The following is a 26,762-nucleotide window of genomic DNA, read 5'->3' as shown; positions in this document are numbered from 1 at the left end:
CGAGAATCTTGAGTATTGTCAATTTGATAGAAGCCCAAAAGGGAGAAATGGACGATTTAATGTTTTGGATCGACCAGTTAAGAGTTTCCAGTGATGAAATGGATGTTATCGTGAGGAAAATCACAGCCGAAAGTCAGCAAATCAAGATGGATGGACTTCCGGATGTAAGCTGATTGGTCTCAAATTAATTTAAGCTATGCACTTCGGTCCATTTCGTTTTAGTTTCTAAAAACGGTTACTTTTTAGGTATAGGTTTGATAAGCAGTCTTTTTTAGATTTGATTAAAAGCTAGTTTAATATTTCCTTAAAGGAAAAACAACTTCGTATTTTATGAACTATTAAATTTCATTTAAAGAAATAACAATGAAATTTTCCACTGAAATCAAGAATTAACTAGCTCATTTTGAATGAATTGAAGAATACCGATTCAGTTGGTTTTTTACGATCTATTTTTTTTCATTACTATTATTATGGGATGATTAGGTTAAAAAATTATAACTTGAGCTCTTAGTTTGTAGGAGGGTATTCAGGGCATTCTGAAAAAGACGGTTAGAATGTTATAGATCATCAGCTTTTCCTTAACATCATTAAGCTCTATGAAGAACTTTGTCATCTGTCTCGTGGCATTTTTGTATTGCAGTCATTTATCACATGCTCAATATTCACGGTTGCTTCATAAGAATCATTCCGAACAAAAAGAAATCTTATCCGATCTCTATTACAGTGCAAACCACGGTGGAATCACCCTCGATGGTCTCGCTGATACGCTTGCAGGGATGCGCCAGCTGGGCACCAGAGAAAAAGACCCCAATCTCCTTCAGGAAGCAGATTTGTTGGAGGCTTTTTACAAAGTGTTCAACCGCTATGAGCCTATCGACATGTTGATCAAAGTGCAGCAAAAGAGTGAAGAGAAAGGATTTCAATACATGGCTAGTAGAGCAGCCAATGCCATTTCGAATTTTTATTGGGAGGAAATGGAATTTGAGAAATCCATTCGCTGGCATCTGTTGCTGGAAGGGCTGATTCAGGATATGAGCATTGAGGAGTTTCCGGACAAGGCTATTTTTCTGCAACAGATCGGTAACGACTTTCTTTTTTTCGGAGATTATACCAAGGCCATTTCCTATTTCAGGCGGGTAGCCGAACTGCCTCTCGATGAGTTTTACATTTATGCCTACCGGCATACCTTCAACAACCTGGGGCTTTCCTACCGGGAGATCGGGAAGCTGGACAGTTCGGACTATTACTTCGAAAAGCTCCTGATTCATGCCGATACTACCTCAGATCAGTGGGTTGGAATAGCCTCTGGCAATCTGGGTTACAACCATTTTCTGAAAGGGGAACTTCAGGAGGCAATTCCTTTTCTGGAGAAGGATATTCTCCTCGCAGAGCAATTTGAAGATCTGGGACTGGCAGTGGGTTCCTGTATTCCTTTGGCTGAAATCTATATTCGACAAGTGGACCTGACCAAAGCCAGAAGCTATATCAATAAGGCTATAGAATACATTAATCGCTCCGGTCAGACGGATCGGTATGCGAAGCTGTATCCCGTCATGAGCAAATGGGAAGCAGCCATGAATCGACCCCAACTGGCTACCGCTTATCTTGATTCTGCACTGATTTACCAAAAGCGGGTCAATGAAAAATTCAGCGCACTGCAACTGATGCGCGCAAATCAGGAGGTAATGGCCAGCCGAAAGGATAAGGAGATTCAAACCCTCAATGATCAGGCGGAAAAGAACAAGGTGATCCGCAATTTTATCATCGGCGGTCTGGGTTTTCTTTTAATCGGGTTTGTGGTGGTCTATCGAGTGAGAGAGGAGCGCAACAAAGCCCAGCAAAAGCTGAAAACCATCGCACTGGACAAAGCAAACTTGGAACTGGAAAATGCGCAAAATCTTCTGAAAACTTATGTGCAAAAGATCAACAATAATTCCAAGATCATTCAGTCCCTGGAAGATTCTCCACCCTCGGAAGAGCAGCAAGGATTGATCGATGAACTGAAACTGAGTACCATTTTGACCGAAGCCGATTGGGATACTTTTCAGCGGCAGTTTGACAAAGTTTTTCCAAACCTGATCAAAGATTTGGTATCGAAATACCCCAATCTTTCTCCTGCTGAACTTCGCTTTTTATTGCTCACCAAGCTGGAAATGCCAACCGTCCAAATCGCCAATGCCTTGGGAGTTTCTCCAGCGTCACTCCGGGTAACTTGGTTTCGTATCCGAAAAAAACTGGATTTGCCCAAAGATTTTCCTTTTTCGAGTTTTTTCGAAAAGCACTTTTCTGAGCTCTGAGGCCATTTTTTTCATATTGTAACGCCGTTGTAACGCTTGTTTGAGCCTATTTTTTAGCTACAGGGTCTAAGTTTAACCTGTTAGTTTCCATTCTTCTCAAATGTCAAAACACAAACTCACCATTCTTTGGGCCATTTTTTTGGCCGCCCTGATCGGGGTTTTGGTGTACTGGTTTTTTGAGAGAAAGGAAAGGGTGATCAATGAAAATATCCAGCAATTAGAATCAGCAAGTGGGATCTCCGGAATAACTCATACATCCCAAATCCAGGTGATAGACGAGAGTCCGGAAATAGGTACGGAAGACATTCCTAGTGCTGGTTCTTCGCTGTCGGGTATTTTATCAATTTCAAAAAAGGGAATCCTTCGGGCCAAAATTCAAAAGGTCTAAACAAATCAATTCATGAATAAAACTATCAGGCATTTTCTCTTCATAGTTGGGCTACTTTTTGCCTTTACAGGTCAATTTTCTCAAGCTAAAGAGTCAGATGCGGTTCGCGACTTGCCTACTTTGGGTAGTTATGGCTCGCTAAGTCTAGTGACAGGAGAAAACAAAAGCCTCACGCCATCAGCAGCACCCACCAATGCGGCATCCATTACTGCATACACAAGTGGAGCTAATTCCACGAATTTTTCCGGTATGCTTACCGTGGATCCGACCACGGGTGTAGTATCTGTTACCAATGCCAAACCCGCTGGCACTTACACGGTGGAGGTTAAAGCCACAAGTTTAGAGGGAAGCTCCACCACAACATTTACCCTCACTGTATCCGATCCTGAAAGCAGTGATGGATGTTTTAGGCCAAATAATGACTACGTTACTGGCTCGGCTCCAAATTCTGTAGCCATCGGAGATTTTAACAGAGACGGCAAGCAAGATCTTGTGGTGGCAAACGTGAATTCAAATTCGATTAGCATCCTTTTAGGCAATGGTGCGGGAGGATTTGGAGCAAAAACCGATTATCCAACTAACGGGGCTCCTGTGTCTGTTGCGGTTGGGGATCTGACCGGTGATGGCGCACAGGATATTGTCTTGGTAACTAGCAGCAATAATTCAAGGGTCGTATATGTAGGTAGAGGAAACGGTGATTTTTATCCCCCAATTATATCTGCTACAGGAGATATCCCGATTTCAGTCGTTATTGGAGATTTCAATAGAGATGGCAAGCAGGACTTTGCTGTGGCTAATTTTTTTTCAAATTCGGTAAGCATCCATTTGAATATAGGCGCTCTCTCTTATTCTAAAACAGATTTCTCCACTGGTGAAAACCCTCTTTCAGTAACAATTGGTGATTTTAATAGAGATGGTTGGCAGGACCTTGCGACGGCCAATTCTAATTCAAACACAGTAAGCGTTTTGCTTGGCAATGGAGATGGTAGCTTCCAGGCAAAAGCAGATTTTGGTACTGATTCAAACCCACAGGCTGTAACAGTTGGTGATTTTAATAGTGATGGCTATCAGGATCTTGCAGTGGCAAATGGTGGCTCAAAAAGCACCAGCGTTTTATTGGGAGACGGAGCGGGAAGTTTTGGAGCAAAAACGGATTTTGGAACAGCTGTCAGCCCAAGGTTTGTATCAGTGGGTGATTTTAATGGAGACGGTAATCAGGACCTTGCAGTGACGAATGGTAGCTCAAACACTGTAAGTATTTTATTGGGCAATGGAACGGGTATCTTCGAAGGAAAAACTGATTTCGAAACTGGTACTGAACCAAGATCAGTAGCGGTGGGTGATTTCAACGGAGATGGTAAGCAAGACCTTGCTGTAGTTAATTTTACTTCAAACAATGTAAGTGTCCTCTTAGGGGTGGATCCGACTCCAACATTAGGTACCTATAGTTCATTGACTCTGCGGACCGGAGAGAATAAAATCCACACCCCATCAGCTGCTCCGACTAATACCGAATTACTCACAGCCTACACGACTGGAGCTAACGCCACAGATTTTACAGGAACGCTTACAGTGGATCCATTAACCGGTGTGGTATCAGTGACCAATGCAAAACCAGCGGGAACTTACACGGTGACGATTAAAGGCACCGATACAGAGGGAGCTTCTATTACCAGCACTTTCGAACTTACCGTAACCGAGCCTGTCAGTAGTACAGGAATCTTCGGACCAAAACGCGATTGGGGAACTGGAGATGTTCCTATTTCTACAGTGGTAGGTGATTTCAACAAAGATGGGAACCAGGATTTGGCGGTTGCCAATCTCAACTCCAATACGGTCAGTTTGATGTTAGGAAGGGGGACAGGATTTTTTGTTTCTAAAATCGATTTTGAGACGGGTTTATATCCGAGCTCTGTAACGGTAGGTGATTTCAACTCTGACGGCAAGCAGGACTTGGCAGTGACCAATACCGGTTCCAATACGGTTAGTATCTTATTGGGGAATGGAATGGAAAGTTTTGCCTCAAAAGTAGATTTCGAGACAGGAAATTCTCCTCGATACGTTTCAGTGGGAGATTTTGATCAAGATGGAAATCAAGATCTGGTAGTAGCCAATGGAGCTTCCGGTTCAGTGAGCATCCTGCTGGGAGATGGGAAAGGTGGTTTTGGAACAAAGACTGATTTTGAGGTAGGGAGTTATCCAGGATCCTTAACAGTGGGTGATTTCAATGGAGATAGCCTGCAAGATCTTGCAGTAGCCAATGAAGATGAAGGTTCAGTCAGTATCCTGCTGGGTGATGGTGTTGGTGGTTTCGCACCAAAATATGATCTGACGGGTATGTATTATCCCACTTCTATAGCGAAAGGAGATTTCAATGGAGATGGCAAACAGGACTTGGTAGTGACCTTGGGCAGTTCCAAAAAAGTAAGCGTCTTATTGGGCGATGGTATGGGTGATTTCATAGCTCAGGCAGATTTAATAACAGCCTCCTTTGCAAAGTTTAGTTCCGTAGGTGATTTCAATGGAGATGGAAATCAGGATTTGGCAGTAGCCAATTCGAGTACCAATAATGTCAGTGTCTTTTTGGGAGATGGAGAAGGTAATTTTGGACCAAAATCCGATTTCGGAACCAGCAACGCGTCAAATTCCCTTTCGGTAGGCGATTTCAATGGTGACGGGATGCAGGACTTGGCAGTTGCCAATGGCAATTCCAATACGGTCAGTTTCCTTCTTGGTACGATTCCTCCTACTTTGGGTAGCTATGGTTCACTGACTGTACAGACCGGGGAAAACAAAGTTCATACACCGTCGGTAGCTCCAACTAATACAGCAACAATCACTGCCTACACCAGTGGAGAAAACGCCACCAACTTTTCAGGAATACTCACAGTAGATCCGGTAACAGGTGTATTGTCTGTTACCAATGCAAAACAGGCAGGAACTTTTACCGTAACAGTACAAGCCACCAGTGAAGACGAAGTTTCTGTTACCAGCACTTTCGAGTTGACAGTAACTGATCCTGTCAATAGTTCAGGGGGTTTCGGACCAAAAGAGGATTACGGTGTAGGAGTAAGAGCAAGATCTGTTGCAATTGGAGATTTCAATGGTGATGGTAAGCAGGATCTTGCGGTTGCCAACGGGATTTCTGATTCTATTAGCATTCTATTAGGAAACGGCTCGGGAGAATTTGGTGCTAAAACCGATTTCGAGACTGGGGAACTCCCACATTCCGTAACGGTAGGTGATTTCAATGGAGATGGAAAGCAAGATATTGCTGTAGCTAACTATATCCCCGATAATGTAAGCATCCTTTTAGGTGACGGAGCAGGAAGTTTTGGAGCAAAAACCGATTTCCCTACTGGCACTGATCCGTTGTCTGTTTCCGTAGGTGATTTCAATGGAGATGGGAACCAGGACCTTGCGGTGGCTAACGCTGGCACCGATAATGTAAGCATCCTTTTAGGTGATGGAGCGGGTAGTTTTGGAGCAAAAACCGATTTCGGGATTTTAATTCTTCCATCTTTTGTAGCAGTGGGCGATTTTAATAGGGACGGCAACCAAGACCTTGCTGTGGCTGCTTTTTTAGGTAATGAAGTGAGTATTCTATTAGGAGATGGTAATGGAGGCTTTGGGCCAAAAACTGATTTCGAGACAGGGGTAGGACCTGCATTTGTATCAGTTGGCGATTTCAATGGAGATGGTAATCAAGACCTTGCTACGGCTAACCTTGACTCTAATACAGTAAGCATTCTTTTAGGAAATGGAGCAGGTGCCTTTGGGCCAAAAACTGATTTCGAGACAGGGGTAGAGCCAGGATTTGTGTCAGTTGGCGATTTCAATGGAGATGGTAATCAAGACCTTGCTACGGCTAACACTGACGCTAATACAGTAAGCATCCTTTCAGGAAATGGAGCAGGTGCCTTTGTGACAAAAACTGATTTCAGTACTGGTTCCCATCCAATATCAATAGCTGTTGGCAATTTCAATGGGGATGGTGTACAAGACCTTGCAGTGGTTGCTTTTGAAGAAAATGCCGTAAATATTCTATTGGGAGATAATACTCCAACCCTAGGTACTTATGCACCCTTTACGGTGCGGACCGGAGAAAATAAAATCCATAATCCTTCGGCTGTGCCGACAAATACTGCATCCATCACCGCCTATACCAGTGGCGACAATGCTACCAACTTTTTGGGAATACTCACAGTGGACCCGGCGACTGGCGCTGTGACGGTGACCAACGCCAAGCAGGCAGGAACTTATACTGTAACCGTCCAAGCCACCAATAGTAAGGGAGTTTCCGCTACTAAAACATTTGACCTCACCATCACAGATCCAGTAAGCAGTGCAGGAGAATTTTCAGAAAAATTAATAGCGGGACTGGGTTTTCCAAAAGACATAGTGGTTGGAGATTTCAATGGTGATGGAATTCAAGACCTCGCATTAGCTATTAGTAATCGTGGTGTTAGAATTATGCTTGGAGACGGGGAGGGAGGATTTACGGAAAAAACCGAATTAATCGGAGGATATCCGCCATATAGGCTTGCAATCGGCGATTTCAACGGAGATGGCATCCAAGATCTAATACATATACCTCAACGTGCAAATGGTGCATTTGTGAGATTGGGAGACGGTACGGGTAATTTCGGTCCTGTAATTTCAATTGGAAATATCCCAGATTCCTATTCAGTAGCAGTGGGTGATTTCAACGAAGACGGTAAGCAGGATTTTGCTGTTGCAATCACCAGAGCCATTAACATCTGGTTGGGTGATGGTAAAGGAGGCTTCGCGGACAATGGATATTTTATTACGGGTGAATATCCTTTTTCAGTATCCATAGGAGATTTCAACGGTGATGGCCGGCAGGATCTTGCCACGGCAAATAGTAATTCAGCTACAGTCAGTATTTTATTGGGTGATGGTACCGGGAGTTTTGGTGAGAAAACTGATTTTAATACTGGTTCAAAACCAGGTGACGTATCGATAGGAGATTTCAACAAAGACGGCAAGCAAGATCTTGCTGTAACCAATTATGGATCAAATACTGTCAGCATTTTAATAGGAAATGGTACTGGTGGTTTTGGGACAAAAACAGATTTTGGGACTGGCTTATCCCCAAATTCTGTATCAATAGGCGATTTCAATGGCGATGGAAAGCAAGACCTTGCAGTGACCAATTATGGATCAAATACTGTCAGCATTCTTTTAGGTGATGGAGCAGGTAGTTTCGGAGCAAAAACTGATTTCGGGACTGGAACAACTCCATATTCCGTATCGGTAGGCGATTTCAACGGGGACGGCGTGCAAGACATTTCTGTACCGAATTATACTACTTCCTCCAGTCCTTACCCGATCAGTATTTTAATGGGCTTGCGCACAATAACAGGCCTAACATTTGAAGATGCCAGCTTTGAATACGACGGCACCGAGAAGAGTTTATCCATTACCGGAGAGCTGCCTGAAGGTACAAATGTTGTCTACACTAACAACGGCAGAACGGATGTAGGAACACAAACGGTAACCGCTACGATCAGTGGGAATAATTATTCTACCCTGGTTCTGACTGCTAACCTTACGGTTTTTGAGTGTACCACCGAAGTGGACTTTGATGTGAGTGAGTTAACAGACTGTGCTAATTATTTAACGGTTTTCTTAACGGATCAATCATTAGACGCAGATAGTTGGTTCTGGGAATTTGGGGATGGACGTACTAGTTCTGCTCAACACCCGATCCATTCCTATACCTCGTTCGGAGACTTTACAGTAAGATTAACCGCATCCAATTCTGAAACAGGTTGCTCTTCCATTATGGAAAAAGTGATTTCATTTCAGCCCTTATCTGCTGACTTTACCGCAAATACCACGTTTGGCTGCGGGCCATTGACAGTGGACTTTGAAGATCTGTCCCAAGGAGCTACCACGTGGACTTGGGATTTTGGAGACGGCACCACTTCCACCGAACAGAATCCTTCACATACCTATCAATCTTCCGGAAGATTTACAGTGACACTCAGTGTTAATCGTGGATCTAGATGTACTGATACAAGAACCATTTCGAATTACATCCAGGTACTTGGCCCTGAAGTCGAGTTTACTTCAGATGAAACTGAAGGATGTGGGCCGCTTACTGTTTCATTCACGGATCAGACCAGTGCATCAGCTCCATTTATTTCCTTTGCCTGGGATTTTGGAGATGGGCAGACTTCCAATCAACAAAACCCTACCCATACCTATGCCAATGCTGGGATTTTCACAGTTTCGCTTACTGTCCGGGATTTGGATGGCTGTTCCAGGACATTGACAAAAGCTGATTTGATTCGGGTCGATGCATTAGATTTTGAATTCACAGACCTCAATGACGTCTCCTGTTTTGATGGAGCAGATGGAACAGTCACGGTGCAAGTTTCAGAGGGCACGGAGCCATATTCCTACCTGTGGTCAAATGAGCAGACTTCTGCTACAGCGACTGGTCTGAAAGAAGGAACTTATTCGGTGACCGTCACCGATGCCAATGGTTGCCAGAAGACCAAGGAGATCACGATTTCTGCTCCTGCACAGCCAACTCTTGAAACCGATCCCGCAAATCAAATTACTGCTACCACTGCGGTGCTTGGGGGAAGTCTTAGCTCTGGTTTGGATTGTGCACAGGAAGTCGGAGTGGTATATGGCTTGACTTCAGATCCAACGGTATCGGATACCAAGGTGACCATGGATCTTGATGGTGATTCATTTAGCAATACCATTTCAAACTTGGTTATCAATACCACTTATTTTGTCAGGTCCTACAGCATAAACCAAAACGGATACATTTCCTATGGGGGAAATCAATCCTTTACTACGCTTCGAAAAGTATTGGAGGTAAAAGTGGAGGAAAGTCAGAGTAAAGTCTTCGGAGAATCTGACCCAATACTACGCTTCACAGTCTCTGGATTTGAGGGTACAGATGATAAGTCGATTCTATCAGGTGAACTGAAAAGAGAGGTTGGTGAGGATGTCGGATTTTTCCCAATTAGGTTAGGAACCTTGGATGCAGGCCCGAACTACACCATTGAGTTCACTGGCGCTGACTTTGAAATTGGTCCAGCTACCATCAATGGATTAACCTTCGAGGCGCAAAGCTTTGTCTTTGATGGAACCGAAAAGTCGCTATCCATCCAAGGTATACTTCCGTCAGGAACGTCGGTAGTTTACACGAATAATGGTCGAACCGATGTCGGAACGCAAGAAGTGACGGCAACAATCACGGGCGACAATTACACCGAGTTAGTCCTTAAAGCCAATTTGACGATCAATCCAGCCAACATTTCTAACATCAGTTTCGAGGCGCAAAGTTTTGTCTTCGACGGAACTGAAAAGTCACTTGCAATTACCGGAACGCTTCCATCAGGCACTTCAGTTGCCTATATCAACAACGGCCGAACCGATGTAGGAACACAGGAAGTGACGGCGACGATTACAGGTTCCAACTTTACCACCTTGGTCTTAACAGCAGATCTGACGATTACACCAGCCGAGCTGGAAGGAATCACTTTTGCCGATGCGGTTTTTGTCTTTGACGGCACGGCGAAGTCATTGGCAATCGGAAGTACGCTACCTGCGGGAACTTCCGTGAGCTATGCCAATAACAGCAGAACTAACGTCGGAACCCAGGAAGTGACGGCGACGATTACAGGTTCCAATTTCACCACCTTGGTATTGACAGCAGATCTGACAATCACGCCAGCCGAGCTGGAAGGAATCACTTTTGCCGATGCGGGTTTTGTCTTTGACGGCACAGCTAAGTCATTGGCAATCGGAGGAACGCTACCTGAAGGAACTTCTGTGAGCTATGCCAATAACAGCAGAACTAACGTCGGTACTCAGGAGGTTACGGCTACGATTTCAGGTTCGAACTTTACCACCTTGGTATTGACAGCAGATCTGACAATCACGCCAGCCGAGCTGGAAGGAATCACTTTTGCCGATGCGAGTTTTGTCTTTGACGGCATTGCCAGGTCACTAGCAATCCAGGGAACCTTGCCAGATGGCACTTTAGTTGCCTATACCAATAACAGCAGAACTAACGTCGGAACTCAGGAAGTGACGGCGACGATAACAGGTTCCAATTTCACCACCTTGGTACTGACAGCAGATCTGACGATTACCCCAGCCGAGCTGGAAGGAATCACTTTTGCCGATGCGGGTTTTGTCTTTGACGGCACGGCTAAGTCGCTGGCAATCGGAGGAACGCTTCCTGCGGGAACTTCCGTGAGCTATGCCAATAACAGCAGAACTAATGTCGGAACCCAGGAAGTCACGGCAACGATTACAGGTTCCAACTTTACCACCTTGGTCTTGACAGCTGATCTGACGATTACCCCAGCCGAGCTGGAAGGAATCACTTTTGCCGATGCGGTTTTTGTCTTTGACGGCACGGCGAAGTCATTGGCAATCGGAGGAACGATACCTGAAGGAACTTCTGTGAGCTATGCCAATAACAGCAGAACTAACGTCGGAACGCAGGAAGTGACGGCGACTATATCAGGTTCCAATTTCACCACCTTGGTCTTGACAGCTGATCTGACAATCACGCCAGCAACGATCACGGGAATATCCTTTGCTGATGCGGTTTTTGTCTTTGACGGAACTAAAAAGTCTTTGGCAATCGGAGGAACGCTACCTGCGGGAACTTCCGTGAGCTATGCCAATAACAGCAGAACTAACGTCGGAACCCAGGAAGTGACAGCAACCATTTCAGGTTCCAACTTTACCACCTTGGTACTGACAGCTGATCTGACGATTACCCCAGCAACGATTACGGGAATCACCTTTGCTGATGCGGATTTTGTCTTTGACGGCACAGCTAAGTCACTGGTAATCGGAGGAACGCTACCAGCGGGAACTTCCGTGAGCTATGCCAATAACAGCAGAACTAACGTCGGAACGCAGGAAGTGACGGCGACTATATCAGGTTCCAATTTCACCACCTTGGTCTTGACAGCTGATCTGACAATCACGCCAGCCGAGCTGGAAGGAATCACTTTTGAGGATGAAACCTTTGTCTTTGACGGCACAGCCAAGTCTTTGGCGATTGGCGGAAAGCTTCCTTCGGGAACTTCTGTGAACTATACAAACAACTTCAGAACGAACGTCGGAACCCAGGAAGTGACAGCAACCATTTCAGGTTCCAACTTTACCACCTTGGTACTGACAGCTGATCTGACGATTACCCCAGCCGAGCTGGAAGGAATCACTTTTGGCGATGCGGTTTTTGTCTTTGACGGCACGGCGAAGTCATTGGCAATCGGAGGAACGATACCTGAAGGAACTTCTGTGAGCTATGCCAATAACAGCCGAACTAACGTCGGAACGCAGGAAGTGACGGCGACGATTACAGGATCCAATTTCACGACCTTGGTCTTGACAGCAGATCTGACAATCACGCCAGCCGAGCTGGAAGGAATCACTATTGCCGATGCGGTTTTTGTCTTTGACGGTACGCCGAAGTCTCTGGCAATCGGAGGAACGATACCTGAAGGAACTTCTGTGAGCTATGCCAATAACAGCAGAACTAACGTCGGAACGCAGGAAGTGACGGCGACGATCACGGGCAGCAACTTTACCACCCTGGTATTGACTGCTGATCTGACAGTAAGTCCTGCCGAACTGATCGTGAAAGCTGATGAAGGACAGTCTAAACTCTTTGGGGAGGATGATCCCGAATTGATCTTTACTGCCACTGGTTATGGAGCAGGAGATAATGAGTCCGTCTTTACTGGAGCTTTAGTACGAGAAGCAGGAGAGGCGGTTGGATTCTATGCGATTAGTCAGGGTAATCTGGACGCAGGAGAGAATTATGCTATCAGCTTTACCGGAGGTTCTTTTGAGATTATCACCAATGACAGTGATGAAGACGGCGTACCTGATGATGTGGAAGAAAAGGATGGAACTGATCTAAAAGATCCAACTGACTTTAAGGATAGCGATGGAGATGGTGTTCCTGATTTCGTGGAAAAGGAGGAGGGTACAGATCCAAATGATCTAACTGAATTTAGAGATTCCGATGGCGATGGTGTACCAGACTATGTGGAAGAAAGAGATGATACAGACCCAAATGATCCGGGAGACTTCCGAGATGAAGATGGAGATGGTGTACCTAGTTATACTGAAGATCAGGAAGGCACGAATCCAACTGACCCTCTGGATTACCGGGATGAGGACGGAGATGCTGTGCCAGATTATGTAGAAGATATTCAGGGGACAGACCCAACAGATGCAGGTGATTATGTGGATACGGATGGAGATGATGTACCAGACTATGTTGAAGAGCAGCAGGGTACTGATCCAGACAACGGTGAAGATTTCCTTGATGCTGATGAAGACGGTGTTCCTGATTATGTACAAGCCAGATCAGTTACTGAATTTGTGACACAAAGCCTGGAAGCTCTTTGGGGCATTGAATCTGGAGATCTGAAAGTTCCAACAGAAGCAATAGTCATCACCGCATCTGGAGAATTTATCAATCTGCCAGTGACCTGGAACCTGATGGAATATGATCCTATGGTTTCAGGGGCAAACGTCTATACCGGAATGGTAGAACTTCCTGCAGGAATATTCAATCCTAATGAACTTCAGCCAACACTTGAAATCACCGTATTGGCTAAGCCAGTACCACAGGATGTGGCCTTGAGCGCAAACAGTTTCATAGGAATTCCTGATCAATACTTCCAGCAGATAGGAGCCTTCACGGTGATTGACCCTACCGATAACGTCCATACGCTAAGTTTACCGGAAGGAGTTCAGGACAATAAATACTTCGAAGTACTGGATGGAATCCTGTTCTGGAGCAGTGACGAGCAGGCTCCGGGAAGAACAGAGTTTACCGTCTTACTACGGGTAGAAGATCGGGGCGGAAATGTTTTTGAAAAATCCTTCCAGATCACCAGAACACGCACGCCACTGGATCAACTGGATGTTCCGAACACCTTCACTCCAAACGGAGATGGGACAAACGACACATGGGGAGTAATAGCACTGAGATATTACATAGGAGTGAAGATCTCCATCATGTCAGTAGGCGGAGAACGGGTATTCTACACTGAGAATCCTGATAAGAAGTGGGATGGCATATTCAACGGCAATGAGATGCCGGTTGGAGCTTATCTGTATGTGATTGAAGTAGCTGAAACAGGTGAAATACGTAGAGGAATGCTGAATCTGTTGAGACATTAATTTAGACTTTAGACTCAAGAAGAAACAAGACATTAGATATAAGACTTAAGACACTAGATTAAGAATAGGAAAAGATTAAAGGAGACGGAATCTACAGGCTATTTCAGTCTCCAAATTTTCCAATTTATAAATTTTTAATTTTCCAATATTGATATGAAGAAGCACATTAAATACCTAGGCGCATTTATTTTTATCGTTGCATTCGCGGTGGAGAGCAATGCCCAGTCAAGAAAGTATATATCCAATTTTGACTTTTTCCAGAGCTATTACAATCCCGCCCTGACCGGCTATGAAGGCTCCACGGTGCGTGGTTTTGTCCGCAACCAGTGGTCTGGAGTGGAAGGAGCCCCTAAAACCTATTTCTTAAGTACTGAGCTGGACTTTGGGGAACTGGCGGGAGAGTCAGATCCTGCTTTGATGGGCAAGAATGCGGTTTCTGTTAATTTACTACACGATACCTATGGGGCTTTTCGGGAAACAGAACTTACGCTAGGGTATGCGAGTAGGATCAGACTATCAGAGACCCACAACCTAAGGCTGGGAGCTGGGCTGAATTACCAGTATATCCGCTTAGACGGCAATGCACTGACTACCGAGGAGCAGAACGATCCTACGTTGGGGCAATACATCGGGCAGTTTTCAAATATGAATGTGGTGGACTTCAACCTGGGAATAGCACTGACCCATGCCAACTATTATTTCTCCTATGGGATCCACCGGGTGAATGGCGGTAAAATCACTTCGGGTGATGAATTCATGGATGCCTACCCGGCAAGCTCCATTTTTCAGGCTGGCTACCGAAGTGCAGTGAGTGAAAATATCGCAGTGATTCTGAACGGGATGTACATTACCCAGAAGAATCAGGACGACAATATTGAATTCAACTTTAAGGCACTGTTGATGGATAGGCTATGGTTAGGAGTAGGACATAGGATTGATTATGCTACCAATGCCCAGATAGGCATCCTAACCAAGCGCTTGAGGATAGGCTACCTGTATGAGTTTCCCAATGCTACTAGCTATAACCTCCCGGGCAACACCCATGAGTTTACAGCGGTGTTCAATCTGTTCAGGGATAATGTGAGGACTGAGTCTCAGGAAGTGGTGATGTGGTAGGCTTATTGCAAATGGTTTGAAACTTTTATTATAATAACAGATCTCTTGTTTTTAAGCCAAAAGCCTAATTACTTGTGGGATTAGGCAACTGCTAGCCAGAAGTAAGATATCCTGTCTGGTGCAATAAGACACAACAAATAGCAATAAAATGCATCAAATAAGGTTTAATTACTTTAATAAAAAATTTTGATTTACAGAATGATAAGTCACTTTCTGTGCGTGAAATTTAAGCATTAAATTAGGTCACCGAATAATTCACATTTTTTTTGATATTTGTTGATATGAACTAAAGGCTAAAAAACAGAAAAGCCTGTAAATCAGTAGATTTGAAGGCTTTTGATTTCCCTTGAAACAGGTTTTGTCGGAGTGGCAGGATTCGAACCTAAGCCTGTAATATACTGATATACAATATTTTATCCGTTGTATTTTTCTTTAGGTCACCGAATAAGGCAAAATTATTTTTAAGTGTTGTAACTCATTAATTTACAGCAAGTTAATATATTTACCTGTATATTTAAGAAATAAATTCAAAAATAGTTAAAATCAGCCCCTCTTTAGAAGTTCTATAAACCAACAGATTTCAGTTAAATAGCTTTCCAACCTTCTTGTCTAGTTGAATTTCGTTGCCTAATTAAGATTGGGGGATTGGTTTTATTTGATGTCTTACCGGCTGGATCTGGCGAGATTTTAATCTTATGCGTAACGTGCAGTTTGTCAGAGGTGATTATTGTACGTTTTCTTGTACTAAGCAGTTTAAGCAACAGGTAATATAGTCTATTGTCTTTTATCTACTTTTCCAAATATTATTTTGTTTCAGAATTATGCCTGCACAATTGTTATCTGAATAAACTTGAATTCAAGGACTTAATTTATAAAAATGAAATGGGTTATTTAAATTTTAATAAAATTCAATTTTCAGCCTCCTTTTTTAAATTTAAGAAGGAGTAGTTCAATAATTTCAACCTATCTAAATAGGTTTCTTTGTAAATCTCCTTTGCTTCATCACTGAGAAAACTTCTTTGGGTGATTAACTCTACTTCTGGGCGATGCTTTGCTAACTCATTTAGAATTCGTCGTACTCTCGCTTCTAATAAGCCAATCCTTATTCCGAATTCAAAGAAATCATCATAAGCATGAAAACCATTGGCCTTATTACTTTTTGTGTAATAGTCATTTTCAAACAAACCATCTTTTAGGGCTAATTCAGGATCTTTGACATGAATCCTTGTATTCACTAGATCATAAGCTGGGCTCATGTGGTAATCGCCTTGTGGTGTTTCTAACAAACTGAAGTTCTTAAGATGTGCATCCCCATTTGAGAAGAGGAAGTTGAATACTACGAGCTTGAAGAATTCTTCAAGTGCAACTGGGTAAGCGGCAACATGTTTTTTAATTAACGTGGCTATCCCTTCGTAACTGTAGTTGTATTTAAATTCATTACCATCCGTTTCTTTCGTTTTATCTGCAAGCGTGGCGAAGTCTACCTTTCCCATTTTTTTTGCAGTCTCCGAATCAATATCAAATCGTTTGGTTATATATGCAGGTTCTCCCTTCTCAAAAAATATCATAGCGTTCTCAGCGACCTTTAACTTAAACACTTGCTTAGCTATCTGCATCGTCAAGTAGAAACCAGTATTACCATTATTATCACTGTTCATCAGCTTGCGGAGTAAGGTTTAAAGCACGTGTGGTAAATGAGAAGTTTTTTGAAAAACTAAAATCTTTTATCCCAAAGCCTGGGTTGAAGGAGGTATATGAAATGATATTCTCAGAGGTGAGTGGCACTGTCAATAAATCAAATCAGTTAGAGAAGAAAAGCTTATTAAAAAAGATGGAAGAGGAGCAGCTTAGAGTCACCAAAGCTCGGGATCTTTTATTGAAGGAAGACTTAGATCTTGAGGAATACAGGCAAGTAAAAAGATCTGGTGAAGAAAGATTTCTTGAATTGGAGACCCAACTGGAGAAGATCGAACCAAAACCCGATAATGAATTTGGAAAACTCTTTCAAAAAGCCTTTCAATTCGCTGGAAAGCTTGATTTTATTTTTTCGTCCTGTGACTTAAGTCAAAAAAGGCGTTTGACTGGTTCGATCTTCCCAGAAAACCTGACGTTCGACGGCGAAGAACATCGAACCACCAGAATAAATGAGGTATTGAGCTTTATTTACCTGATTAATAACGAATTAAAGAGCAAAAAAAATGGGCAAAACCATTCGAAAATGACTTTGCCCAGAGTGGTGGGCCCACCTGGGATCGAACCAGGCACCTACTGATTATGAGTCAGTTGCTCTAACCGAATGAGCTATAGGCCCTTTTCTTTAAAAACTTCCGGTTTTAGCTTGTATTCGACTTAAACCTTGGTTTTCGGTGTGCAATGTTACATATTTGAATGCAAATACACAACCCATATTTCGAATGAAAAATGCAACTGATGCAGACTTTTTAATTTTTGATTTAGGTAATGTCATCATCGATATAGATTATCAGAAGGCCCTTCAACGGATTAAATCGGAGGTTCCAACGGATATTCATAGCAAAGTGGATCAGTTTTATCTAACTGATTTTCACAAGGATTATGAGGTAGGTAAGATCAGTTCCGAGGCTTTCAGAAATGAGGTTCGCGCCTATTTTCAGCAGCACTGGAGTGATGAAAAAGTGGATGAATTATGGAATTGTTTACTCCTCAAAATCCCCGCAGAAAGACTGAAATTAATTTCAAAATTGAGAGAAAATTTTCAAGTCGGCTTGTTGAGCAACACAAATTTGATCCATATTAATGCTGTAAATAAAATTTTGCAGAATGACCATAACTTAGAAAACTTCGATCCTATTTTTGATTGGGTGTTTTTGAGCCATGAAATGGGACTGGCTAAACCTTCGCCTGAGATCTATGAAAAAATGCTCGTTGACCTAGGTACCTCTGGAGATCGGGTCGTATTTTTTGATGATCTTATTGCCAATGTGGAAGGTGCTCAAGAAGTAGGGATTCAGGCTGTGCATGTAACAGGGCCTGAAGTGATTTTCGACTATTTTGGGAATGTACAGTAAAAAAGAATACCTCCGTCACGGAATTCTATTTCTAGCAACTTTGATTACAACTACCCTAGCAGGAGCCGAATGGGTTTATTTGAAGTCAGTGCTAGGAGAGGGAGAGAGCCAACTTACCTGGGAGTATTTTTGGAAATCCATGGCTTTCTCGATTCCATTTATCGGGATTTTGCTTATACATGAGTTGGGACATTTCTTTACTGCGATCTACCATAAGGTAAAATGCACGCTGCCTTTCTTCATACCCGGGTGGTTAGGTTTTATCGGTATGCCATCCATAGGTACATTCGGAGCTATTATCCAGATGAAAGGCTTCGTGAACAGTAGAAAGAAGTTTTTCGATATCGGAGTGGCTGGGCCTCTTGCAGGTTTTGTAATTGCGCTTGCTGTTCTCATTTATGGCTTTTCTACGCTTCCCGAAGCTGATTTTATTTATTCCATACATCCAGAATATGCGGATCCTGATTTTCAGGGATTCGAGGATGGTGCTTTGGATTTCGAGTTAGGGAACAATTTGCTTTTTTGGGGGCTAGGGAAAGTGTTTGCTGACCCAGACCGCATGCCTGCCATGTCGGAGGTGATTCATTATCCCTATTTATTTGCCGGTTTTCTGGCCTTGTTTTTCACTGCGCTCAATCTGCTTCCTATTGGACAGCTAGACGGCGGTCATGTGATATTTGGCCTCTTTCCTAAACGTCATAAGGAGATCTCTCTGGTGGCTTTCGTACTCTTCATAGGTTATGCCGGACTCGGGATCATTAGCCCGTATTCTGCTATGGAGGATCTGATGCTGTGGATTCCCTTGTATATAGGATTTCTCTTTATTTGCTTTAGCAAATCGGGTCTAAGCTTACAAAATAGAATTGCCCTTGCCCTATCCATCGCCGCTTTGCAGTATTGCTTAGCCTATTTCAAACCTGAAATACAAGGCTATCAGGGATGGCTGTTTTACGGGTTTTTGTTGGGGAGAATTATGGGATTGAGGCACCCAGAGGTTTCTGGGTTGAAAGAATTGGACGGGAAGAGAAAGCTGCTAGGAATCATAGCTATCCTGGTTTTTATACTTTGCTTTTCACCCGAACCCTTTATTTTTGACTAAAAAAAACTCCCCGGAGGGAGTTAAAGTTAAAGATTGCGATAGGCTAATATGCCACCTGTAGTATTGCGGACTTGAGAAAATCCCTTTGACTCAAGAAATTTCTTAGCGTTCATACTTCTGGCTCCGGATCTACAGTGAACTACTATCTCAGTGTCTTTGTAGTCTTCTAATTCGTCCAGCCTAGTGGGTAAATCGGCTAGTGGGATATTTTTGGCACCCAAGTTATCATCTTCGTATTCCCATTCTTCGCGAACATCTAGAAATACGAATTTTTCATTCTTATCCAATCTGGATTTCAGGTCTTCTACTGTTATATCTTCCATATTCTTATTTAACTAAAATTCTATACGATTCCATGCCAGCTTCGGTAACTAGGTTGAGCACATAGATTCCCGGACGCTGTCCTATAAAATTAATGATTTCTCCTTTGGATGAAAGTTGACGCTCAAGAAAAATCTCTCTTCCAAAAGAGTCGAAAATTCTAGCTTCGCTAAATGTGCCTTCTAAATTCAATATAGACTCCACAGGATTAGGGTAAATTCGGATATTCCCCTCAGGAGCGACTACATCTTCAAATGGAGGCGATAGGCTAACATGCGGCCGGATCATCAAAGACCCCCGAACTTCCTCATTTTGAGCCCAAGCTCCAACGACGTTGTAATAAAGCTTGTCTCCACTGTCGTTCACCTTGTCTAAACCTACATGAATGAAGTCATTGGTAAACTGCGTGAATCCTACGTAAAAGTCCCCATCGACTCGGATGTTTGTATCCAAAGAGTAATACAGAAACTCCTGCCCAATTTCTTTCTCGGCAATCAGATCTTCTCTTCTGAAAATTGGAGGTTCATTCAGGTCTTTCCAAACATTGATATCTATCGCCTGATTGACTTGATTTGGGTTGGTGAAATTTATAGAAATCCCTTTAATGTAAACTTCTTGAGGACTGCTATAAAGCACTGCCAACTGTCCAGACCGTTGATTTACTCCTGCGGCATAATCAGCCGAGCCATTATCATAGGCAAAGTAGTCCAAAAGTGGGAGTGAGGTCTTTACTGTATCGTTAAGCTCATAATTGACTGTGGGGAAAAAAGTAGTATCTCCTGCAGTGACCTCGTAAAGCAACTCATCTCCAGAGGTGATGGAAGTAACGATTTCCAAGGTTGTCTCATTTGTCGGGACAGGAATTTCTTCAAATTCCCTACTTTCAAACGCTCTTCGCTCCAGTGCGTTTGGTACGGGGTTGAAAGGTGTATTGACATTAATAGGAGTAGTGCTCATGGTAGAAGAATCCCTGATCACAATGGAATACTCCATGGCTCTAAATCGATCTTCCAAATTGTAAAAGGTGTTTTTCACGGTGCTCCAGAGTCCGGATTGGTTGGCTTCTAAAAGTTCAAATGGATAAGCTCCATATTCACCAATTCTGAGTTCATTCGTTTGGGTAAGGCTTCTGTCTAGGTAATCCAGGTCTGTGCTACTTCTACCATCATTTAAATAGACGTAATCAATGATCCAGCTGTCAAAAGGACCGGATTGCCGTCCTTGAGATAAGAATCGAAACTGAAAAGCTGTATGTTGCCACTCCGGCAGAATCTGTAGTATTTCCTGGGTAAAGACTTCAGTGTCTATCCCTACACCACCAAGTTGACTCCAGATTGTAATCCAGCTGCCAGAAGCATCTAGAATTTGTAAGGTGAGTTGATCACTTTCGTCAGGAAGTTCTGCTCTACCTGCTGCCTGCCAAAAGAAACTTAGGTAAAGGCTTTCACGATCGTTGGTAGTAAGGGAGGTTAAGTCAAAGGGCTTTGAGGTCAGGTAATCTGTCTCTCCTTGATCTCGCTGGGTTAAGGAATAAGGCTTTCCATTTGTATCTACCCCATCAAAAAGGATCATCCCAATAGAAGGAGGGTTTAGACCTATAGTTTCGGTGTAAGATGCTCCTGATATCGTCCATTTGAGCGTATCTATTCCTTGGGAAAAATCGTCCCAAAAAGGAAGCGTATTACCTTCGGCAATGCGTAAGTTGTTCTCAGAACCCGTAAGTTTCTTGATTTTGGTATGTTGTAATGGAGCAAACTCCACCAATTGACCGAAAGCCAACGTCGAGATGAAAAGGGCTATGATTAGCCCCGTCATTCGAAAAATATGGTGGGTTTTGAGCATGTAGCTTATCAATTATCCTTCGCAATCCAAAGATCGATCAATTCTCCGGTTTTTACCCTTGAGGCTGCCTGAGGAGTCTGTCTCAACACCTTTCCAGCTCCCACTGAGTCTGTGTCAAGATAGTATTTATTACCCACTCTTAGACTAGAACCTAATATCAGGAATTCCGCTTCCACCTCATCCATACCTTTGAGATCAGGAACAGCGAGAATCTGATTGCCCATTCCGTCGCCCACTACTAAGTCAATTGTCGCACCCTTAGGTATTTCAAAGCCTTCAGATACGGTTACTCCCCGGTATTTTTGCTCAAGCACCACGTTTGTTGCGATGTCTGGAACATACCTAATATCTCCTCTCTCCAGTCCCATATTTGATAAAATGTCCTGAACATTTTTCAGATGGGTATTGACCAGATTAGGCATCTTTAGCATCGGGGGATTCTTGGCGTTCAATGTGATGTAAACGGTCTTGCCGGTTTTCACCTGAGCGTTTGCTTCCGGGATTTGTTTCAATATTGCGAAAGTCTTCAAGTCGGTATTGAACCCCGAGTCAAGTGAAACTTCGTACTGAAGCCCTGCCCGATCAAGAATATCGACTCCTTCGTCAAATGTGTAACCGGATAAATCTGGCACTGATACCGATTCTCCATGATTGGTGTACATGGGTAGGTAAACTTTCAAAAAAAGGAAACCCAGTAAAATGGATATTCCTATAATCACAAGGAGGTTAATTAATATCTTTTTCAAAAGGATTGTAAAATAAAATACCTGAGAAATTTTAATAGTTAAAGATAAGGGGGAATTTCAATCCTCACAACGAAGGATTATTCTAAAACTGTTTAAACCCTATGGCAAAAAATAAGCCGAAGAGGATTTCTTCGGCTTATTTTTGATTAATTAATGATTAATCTTCGCGTTTCGCGAATGGTATTGCTGGAGATATTGATAATAAAAACCCCCTTCGAAAACAGCTGAGTGCTGAAAGTATAGGTCTGGTTTAGCGTCATTGGATATTCGATTTCCTGAACCAATGCTCCCGTACTGGAAATTACCTGTATGGTAACGTCTTCAAAATCAGATAGGTTAAATGCAATATTAAAGAAGTCACGGGCTGGATTAGGATATACTACTGACATGCCAACAGCTGGGATGACCGGCTCAGGGTTTGCATTCAAGAACAACTCAATATTATCCAAGTAAATAGGAGAGTCTGACTCGTTCCCGCCTTCAACTAAAAAAGCCAATCTGGTTTGAGTTTTTCCTGTGCCTGCAAAATCGCTTAGGTTCACATATTTTCGTGTGTAATCCCCGGCACTGTTTGGATTGGACTCACCAACCGATACAGTAGAAAGTTCAGCACCACTTACAGACCAAACCTCTGAATAATTATTTCCTCCATTTTCACTGGCTAAGACTTTTAAGGTGGTAGATGGACTTACCTGTCCTGCCGAGAGGTCAAAGAAAACACTGGCTTGACGGCTTACCGAAAGGTCAAACATAGGAGTACCCAACCAGTAACTTCTTCCAGCTAAGATTGTGTTAAGTTCAGCCACATTGTTTGGGCCTTCTCCATTAGAAACCGCCGATACAGACCAGGCGGCTGCATCAGTCTCAGGATTGATAGTTTGCCAAGGGGTCAGTACTGTAGCGTTATTGAAGTTTTGTCGCCAAGGCACTGGGATAGTTGTTTCGGATTGCACGACAAATAGCATCACACTATCAGCATTGTTTTCATTCTGGTCAAAATTAGGATTAGAGGCTACATACTTGAGCCCATTTTTCCCAGTGGAAGCTGCAGTAGGAGTAGTGATTACAAAGCGTTGACCTGGCTGAATAGTGGCTCCGCTCGCGACGTAAGTCCGCAGATTAGCGTTGTTATTAGTAGTAGAGAACAGGAAGCTGTTGATCGGAAGATTTCCAGTATTGGTCAAGGCCACACTATCAACTTCTAGAGCTCCGTCTGAAATTGGTGTAGGTGCTCTTACCTCATCTACACTTAGACTGTAATTGAATTCTTCATTTGGCAGAATTCGGATGTTTCTGATGTAGATGTTGTTTCCGTAGGCATTTTCTGAAATAAACGCCAAACGCACGGATCCCAGATCAGCGTATTCAGACAGGTTGACCAATTCTGTTCTGAACTGGGTATTATTGCTTGGGATAAACTCATCAAGGGTGGCGGCAGTGGTCTGTAATTCAACGCCACTCTTATCATAAGGGGCATTTGCGATATCAAAGATATTACCACAATCCTGGGATACAGCCACGATTAGCCCATCTGTAAACCCAGCTTGATCGTAAGGGGCGTAGGCTAATTCAAATACCAATTGAGCATTTGGATATTCAGCTAAATTGATAATAGGGGAAATGAAATAGTCAAGTTGCCCCGGTGCTTCATACTCGTAATGTCTGATGGAGACTAAATCCTGAGCAGTTCCTGAAATGGTTAAGTTTCTCTTTTCCCAAGTTGTTAATTGATCAGGGTTGGAAATAGCCCAAGGTGCAGGGAAGGTGGATAGGTCCTGAGCATAAGGGAGATCCACTGGTTGCTCTAGAATTGGGTTGATCGTTCTGCTGTTATTTGCAACCGTCAGATCTGCCACGTCATTGGCTTGGGTGATTCGAAATTCTATGTTGTTGGTATTTGGTAAAAGAGTGAACTCATTGAAATTTACCAAGAACCTTTCGCCTGTAGCTAGGTTGAATGTCACTCTTTTTGACTCTAGAACTGTTCCATTTCTTCTGAGCTCGATTCTGCCTGAAGTTAGAGTGTTTTGTCCTGCGTTTAGCACTTCTATTGAAGGATTGATGATAGGGTCACATTCAAACTCTCCAGGTTCTAATACTCGGGCTATAGCAAGGTCATTTTCTGCAAGTTCGGGCTCTTCAGTGGCTCTATTGTTTATCAGAGTAACTCTCCTCGGGCTATTTGCCAAGACTACTTCAAAACGTTCTACCTGCCCCTGAGTAAATAAATTCATACAGGCGTCCGGCGTATAATCCATGTAATTCTGAATCATATCGTTTGAATCGCAGCTAAATCGGGAAGCGTTGGCACTGCAGGTATTGTTAGAATTGTCCTGAAGAGGCGTGTCGGCTACAAAATCATCAACTCCGCATCCTCCATCACCCCAGATATGACGTAGGCCAAAGAAATGCCCAACTTCGTGTGTTGCGGTTCTTCCTCTTGAAGATGAAACAGCACTCCCACCAATTCCAAAATATCTATAATCTATCACTACACCATCTGTGATAGCGGAGGTTGGTGCACCCGTTAGACCCGGTAGGTCAGAAACAGGAAAAGATGCATAGCCAATAAACGGACTCACCAATGGGACTACATACATGTTCATGTATTCATCTGGATTCCACTGGATCAATTGCCCGATGATGCTGGCATCTGTATTGGGGTCATAAGTGGATTTAGATCCAGCAGTGCGGGTTATGCCACTGGTAGGTAGTCCCGAGGGATCCTGTTTGGCTAGAATAAATTCTATATTGATTTGCCCGGCAACAGGAAGAAATTCCGCTGGCGTATTTGCGGCATCAGCATTTAAGCGCTGAAAATCTTCATTCAGAATCCTTAGTTGCTCCTCAATCTGGGAAACCGGTACATTTGTCCCCTGACCTTCACCTTCACCATTATGAATCACATGTACCACCACGGGGATGAGTATGGGGTCATTGTTGGCTCTGAATAAAATTTGCGGAGTATCCTTTTGATCTTCTATTTTGTCATTAATCCAGTTTTCAAAAAATGGCTTTGAGCCAAAATAGCCCATTTCTTTTTCCATTTTCTGTTCCAAAATCACATGACCACATTTTTCTCTATGGGTATGAGAGTTTGTTGGATTCAGCTGATTAGTGATATCTAAGGTTTGGAATTGCTGCGCAAAGCCTGAAGAAAACACAAAAAACGCTCCTATCAGGAGCATACTGGCCTTGACAATAAACCGAAAACCTTTTTTCATTCAAATTCTAATTAAGCGACAGTTAGGTTGACGGCTTCTACACGGATGATCTCAGGGATTGCACGTTTGATAGCTTCTTCCACTCCAGCTTTAAGTGTCATGGTGGACATAGGACAAGAGCCACAGGAACCCAAAAGTTCTAGTTTCAATACCATGTCTTCAGTAAGTTCTACTATCCTCACATTTCCGCCATCTGCTTCCAGATAGGGTCGAATTGTGTCAAGGGCAAATTCTATTTGTTCTTTAAGTTCTGGTTGCATGTTTGTTACGCTTTAATTTCTACCACTTCAGTTTTACCCTTAGAGGCGTTTCTTATGGCAATTTGTCTGGCTATTTCTTCTGCTAGTTTCATGTAAGAGTCCTGGGTGATGCCGCTTTTCATTACAGCTGGGTAGCCTGAATCACCACTTTCTCTGATACTTTGTACAATTGGGATTTCTCCCAAAAACGGTACTTCGTATTTCTCAGCTAATTTTTTTCCGCCCTCTTTGCCAAATATGTAATACTTATTATCGGGTAATTCTTCGGGTGTAAAATAAGCCATATTTTCAATAACACCTAAGATGGGAACGTTAATTTGTGGTTGTCTGAACATCGATAATCCCTTATTCGCATCTGCCAAAGCAACCTTCTGAGGAGTAGTGACGATCACAGCACCTGTCACGGGTACGGTTTGCACCATCGTGAGATGAATATCCGAGGTCCCCGGAGGTAAGTCTATCAACAAGTAATCCAATTCGCCCCATTCCACATCTGAGATAAACTGCTTTAATGCTGAACTGGCCATGGGGCCTCTCCACACTACAGCGCTATCTACTGGAGTGAGAAAGCCAATAGACATCAGCTTTACCCCGTATTGCTCTATAGGGACGATGATGTTTTTATCACCTACTTTTTTAACTGCTGGTTGCTCAGCTTCCACATTGAACATGGTAGGAATCGATGGGCCGGAGATATCCGCATCGATCAAGCCGACTTTGGCACCAGATTTCGCCAGGGAAACGGCCAGATTTACCGCTGTGGTAGATTTTCCCACTCCTCCTTTGCCAGAGGCGATAGCGATTATATTTTTTACTTGAGGTAAAACCGGTGCAGCATCTCTGATTGTGGTCACCTGAGAAGTCATAAATAAGTCCCATTCAGGTTCGGTACCAAAGTCTTCTTCCAGTACCTCCAAGCAATTATTTTTGATCACTTCTTTGAGTGGGCAGGCAGGTGTAGTAAGGACTACATTGAAGCTGACTTTATTTCCGTTGATTTCTATCTTTTGTATCATCCCCAGTGTCACCAGATCCTTCTTGAGGTCTGGGTCTTGAACCCGGGAAAGTGTTTTCAGGATATTATCCTTCGTTAACTCCATGAATTGAATATTGTAATTTTGCGCAATTTAGAGCCAAAAGACTTCTAAATAAAGGATGAATTAAATCTATTGTACTTCTGAACTCGATGAGACCTCAGAAAGTTCTCATTT

General features: G+C 43.1%; 15 protein-coding genes and 1 tRNA gene. 8 read left to right on the top strand and 8 right to left on the bottom strand.

The window, feature by feature from the left end:
• Positions 1-8 precede the first annotated feature (8 nt).
• The 5 genes from BM386_RS23620 (at position 9) to BM386_RS09305 (ending at position 15,012) form a co-directional block, all read left to right on the top strand.
• Positions 9-173, top strand: a complete 165-nt coding sequence (locus BM386_RS23620; RefSeq protein WP_170857067.1) for a hypothetical protein — start codon at positions 9-11, stop codon at positions 171-173.
• Positions 174-596: 423 nt separating this feature from the next.
• The gene (locus tag BM386_RS09320) at positions 597-2,297 is read left to right on the top strand and encodes a tetratricopeptide repeat protein (RefSeq protein ID WP_139235880.1); all 1,701 of its coding nucleotides are present in this window, start codon (positions 597-599) and stop codon (positions 2,295-2,297) included.
• Positions 2,298-2,397: 100 nt separating this feature from the next.
• The gene (locus BM386_RS09315; RefSeq protein WP_091692994.1) at positions 2,398-2,685 is read left to right on the top strand and encodes a hypothetical protein; all 288 of its coding nucleotides are present in this window, start codon (positions 2,398-2,400) and stop codon (positions 2,683-2,685) included.
• A gap of 12 nt (positions 2,686-2,697) precedes the next feature.
• The gene (locus BM386_RS09310) at positions 2,698-13,896 is read left to right on the top strand and encodes an FG-GAP-like repeat-containing protein (RefSeq protein WP_091692993.1); all 11,199 of its coding nucleotides are present in this window, start codon (positions 2,698-2,700) and stop codon (positions 13,894-13,896) included.
• Between the two features lie 153 nt (positions 13,897-14,049).
• The gene (locus tag BM386_RS09305) at positions 14,050-15,012 is read left to right on the top strand and encodes a PorP/SprF family type IX secretion system membrane protein (protein ID WP_091692991.1); all 963 of its coding nucleotides are present in this window, start codon (positions 14,050-14,052) and stop codon (positions 15,010-15,012) included.
• 908 nt (positions 15,013-15,920) lie between these two features.
• Here the strand turns inward: BM386_RS09305 and BM386_RS09300 are convergent.
• A complete protein-coding gene (locus tag BM386_RS09300; RefSeq protein WP_091692990.1) occupies positions 15,921-16,670 on the bottom strand; it encodes a type II toxin-antitoxin system HipA family toxin in 750 nt (249 codons plus the stop codon).
• 83 nt (positions 16,671-16,753) lie between these two features.
• On the opposite strand from BM386_RS09300, the gene BM386_RS09295 reads away from it, so the two are divergent.
• A complete protein-coding gene (locus tag BM386_RS09295) occupies positions 16,754-17,284 on the top strand; it encodes a hypothetical protein (RefSeq protein ID WP_139235879.1) in 531 nt (176 codons plus the stop codon).
• On the opposite strand, the gene BM386_RS09290 is transcribed toward BM386_RS09295, so the two are convergent.
• A tRNA-Ile gene (locus tag BM386_RS09290) sits at positions 17,247-17,323 on the bottom strand. The two genes, BM386_RS09295 and BM386_RS09290, sit on opposite strands and share 38 nt — an antisense overlap.
• 103 nt (positions 17,324-17,426) lie before the next feature.
• On the opposite strand from BM386_RS09290, the gene BM386_RS09285 reads away from it, so the two are divergent.
• Together BM386_RS09285 and BM386_RS09280 are read left to right on the top strand one after the other, a co-directional pair.
• On the top strand, positions 17,427-18,059 hold the full coding sequence (locus BM386_RS09285) for an HAD family hydrolase (protein WP_091692986.1): 633 nt from the start codon (positions 17,427-17,429) through the stop codon (positions 18,057-18,059).
• Positions 18,049-19,158 (top strand): site-2 protease family protein, encoded by a 1,110-nt coding sequence (locus BM386_RS09280; RefSeq protein ID WP_091692984.1) that lies wholly within the window; start codon positions 18,049-18,051, stop codon positions 19,156-19,158. The genes BM386_RS09285 and BM386_RS09280 overlap by 11 nt, the downstream gene beginning before the upstream one ends.
• Positions 19,159-19,184: 26 nt before the next feature.
• Here BM386_RS09280 and BM386_RS09275 read toward each other — a convergent pair whose 3' ends face one another.
• The 6 genes from BM386_RS09275 to BM386_RS09250 form a co-directional block, all read right to left on the bottom strand.
• Positions 19,185-19,481 carry a rhodanese-like domain-containing protein gene (locus BM386_RS09275; protein ID WP_091692982.1) on the bottom strand — a complete coding sequence of 99 codons (297 nt, stop codon included), beginning with the start codon at positions 19,479-19,481 and terminating at the stop codon, positions 19,185-19,187.
• A gap of 4 nt (positions 19,482-19,485) precedes the next feature.
• Positions 19,486-21,321, bottom strand: coding sequence for a T9SS type A sorting domain-containing protein (locus BM386_RS09270; protein WP_091692980.1), 1,836 nt, complete (start codon positions 21,319-21,321; stop codon positions 19,486-19,488).
• 8 nt (positions 21,322-21,329) lie between these two features.
• Complete coding sequence (locus BM386_RS09265; RefSeq protein ID WP_244545495.1) at positions 21,330-22,040, bottom strand: PASTA domain-containing protein; 711 nt, start codon at positions 22,038-22,040, stop codon at positions 21,330-21,332.
• 173 nt (positions 22,041-22,213) lie between these two features.
• Positions 22,214-25,291, bottom strand: a complete 3,078-nt coding sequence (locus BM386_RS09260) for a M43 family zinc metalloprotease (protein ID WP_244545494.1) — start codon at positions 25,289-25,291, stop codon at positions 22,214-22,216.
• An 11-nt stretch (positions 25,292-25,302) separates the two neighbouring features.
• Complete coding sequence (locus tag BM386_RS09255; RefSeq protein WP_091692976.1) at positions 25,303-25,551, bottom strand: NifU family protein; 249 nt, start codon at positions 25,549-25,551, stop codon at positions 25,303-25,305.
• Between the two features lie 5 nt (positions 25,552-25,556).
• Entirely contained in the window at positions 25,557-26,651 is a 1,095-nt protein-coding gene (locus BM386_RS09250) for an Mrp/NBP35 family ATP-binding protein (RefSeq protein ID WP_091692974.1), read from the bottom strand.
• Between the last annotated feature and the right edge of the window lie 111 nt (positions 26,652-26,762).

This window comes from Algoriphagus locisalis (assembly GCF_900116615.1).
Lineage (GTDB): Bacteria > Bacteroidota > Bacteroidia > Cytophagales > Cyclobacteriaceae > Algoriphagus > Algoriphagus locisalis.
The sequence above is the reverse complement of the archived record's forward strand: the minus strand, read 5'-3'. Positions and strand labels throughout refer to the sequence as shown.

Coding starts and splice junctions, on each gene's coding strand:
- BM386_RS09305 (WP_091692991.1), top strand. CDS start 14,050: ATGAAGAAGCACATTAAATACCTAGGCGCATTTATTTTTATCGTTGCA.
- BM386_RS09300 (WP_091692990.1), bottom strand. CDS start 16,670: ATGAACAGTGATAATAATGGTAATACTGGTTTCTACTTGACGATGCAG.
- BM386_RS09310 (WP_091692993.1), top strand. CDS start 2,698: ATGAATAAAACTATCAGGCATTTTCTCTTCATAGTTGGGCTACTTTTT.
- BM386_RS09255 (WP_091692976.1), bottom strand. CDS start 25,551: ATGCAACCAGAACTTAAAGAACAAATAGAATTTGCCCTTGACACAATT.
- BM386_RS09320 (WP_139235880.1), top strand. CDS start 597: ATGAAGAACTTTGTCATCTGTCTCGTGGCATTTTTGTATTGCAGTCAT.
- BM386_RS09260 (WP_244545494.1), bottom strand. CDS start 25,291: ATGAAAAAAGGTTTTCGGTTTATTGTCAAGGCCAGTATGCTCCTGATA.
- BM386_RS09280 (WP_091692984.1), top strand. CDS start 18,049: ATGTACAGTAAAAAAGAATACCTCCGTCACGGAATTCTATTTCTAGCA.
- BM386_RS09285 (WP_091692986.1), top strand. CDS start 17,427: ATGAAAAATGCAACTGATGCAGACTTTTTAATTTTTGATTTAGGTAAT.
- BM386_RS09250 (WP_091692974.1), bottom strand. CDS start 26,651: ATGGAGTTAACGAAGGATAATATCCTGAAAACACTTTCCCGGGTTCAA.
- BM386_RS09315 (WP_091692994.1), top strand. CDS start 2,398: ATGTCAAAACACAAACTCACCATTCTTTGGGCCATTTTTTTGGCCGCC.
- BM386_RS09270 (WP_091692980.1), bottom strand. CDS start 21,321: ATGCTCAAAACCCACCATATTTTTCGAATGACGGGGCTAATCATAGCC.
- BM386_RS09275 (WP_091692982.1), bottom strand. CDS start 19,481: ATGGAAGATATAACAGTAGAAGACCTGAAATCCAGATTGGATAAGAAT.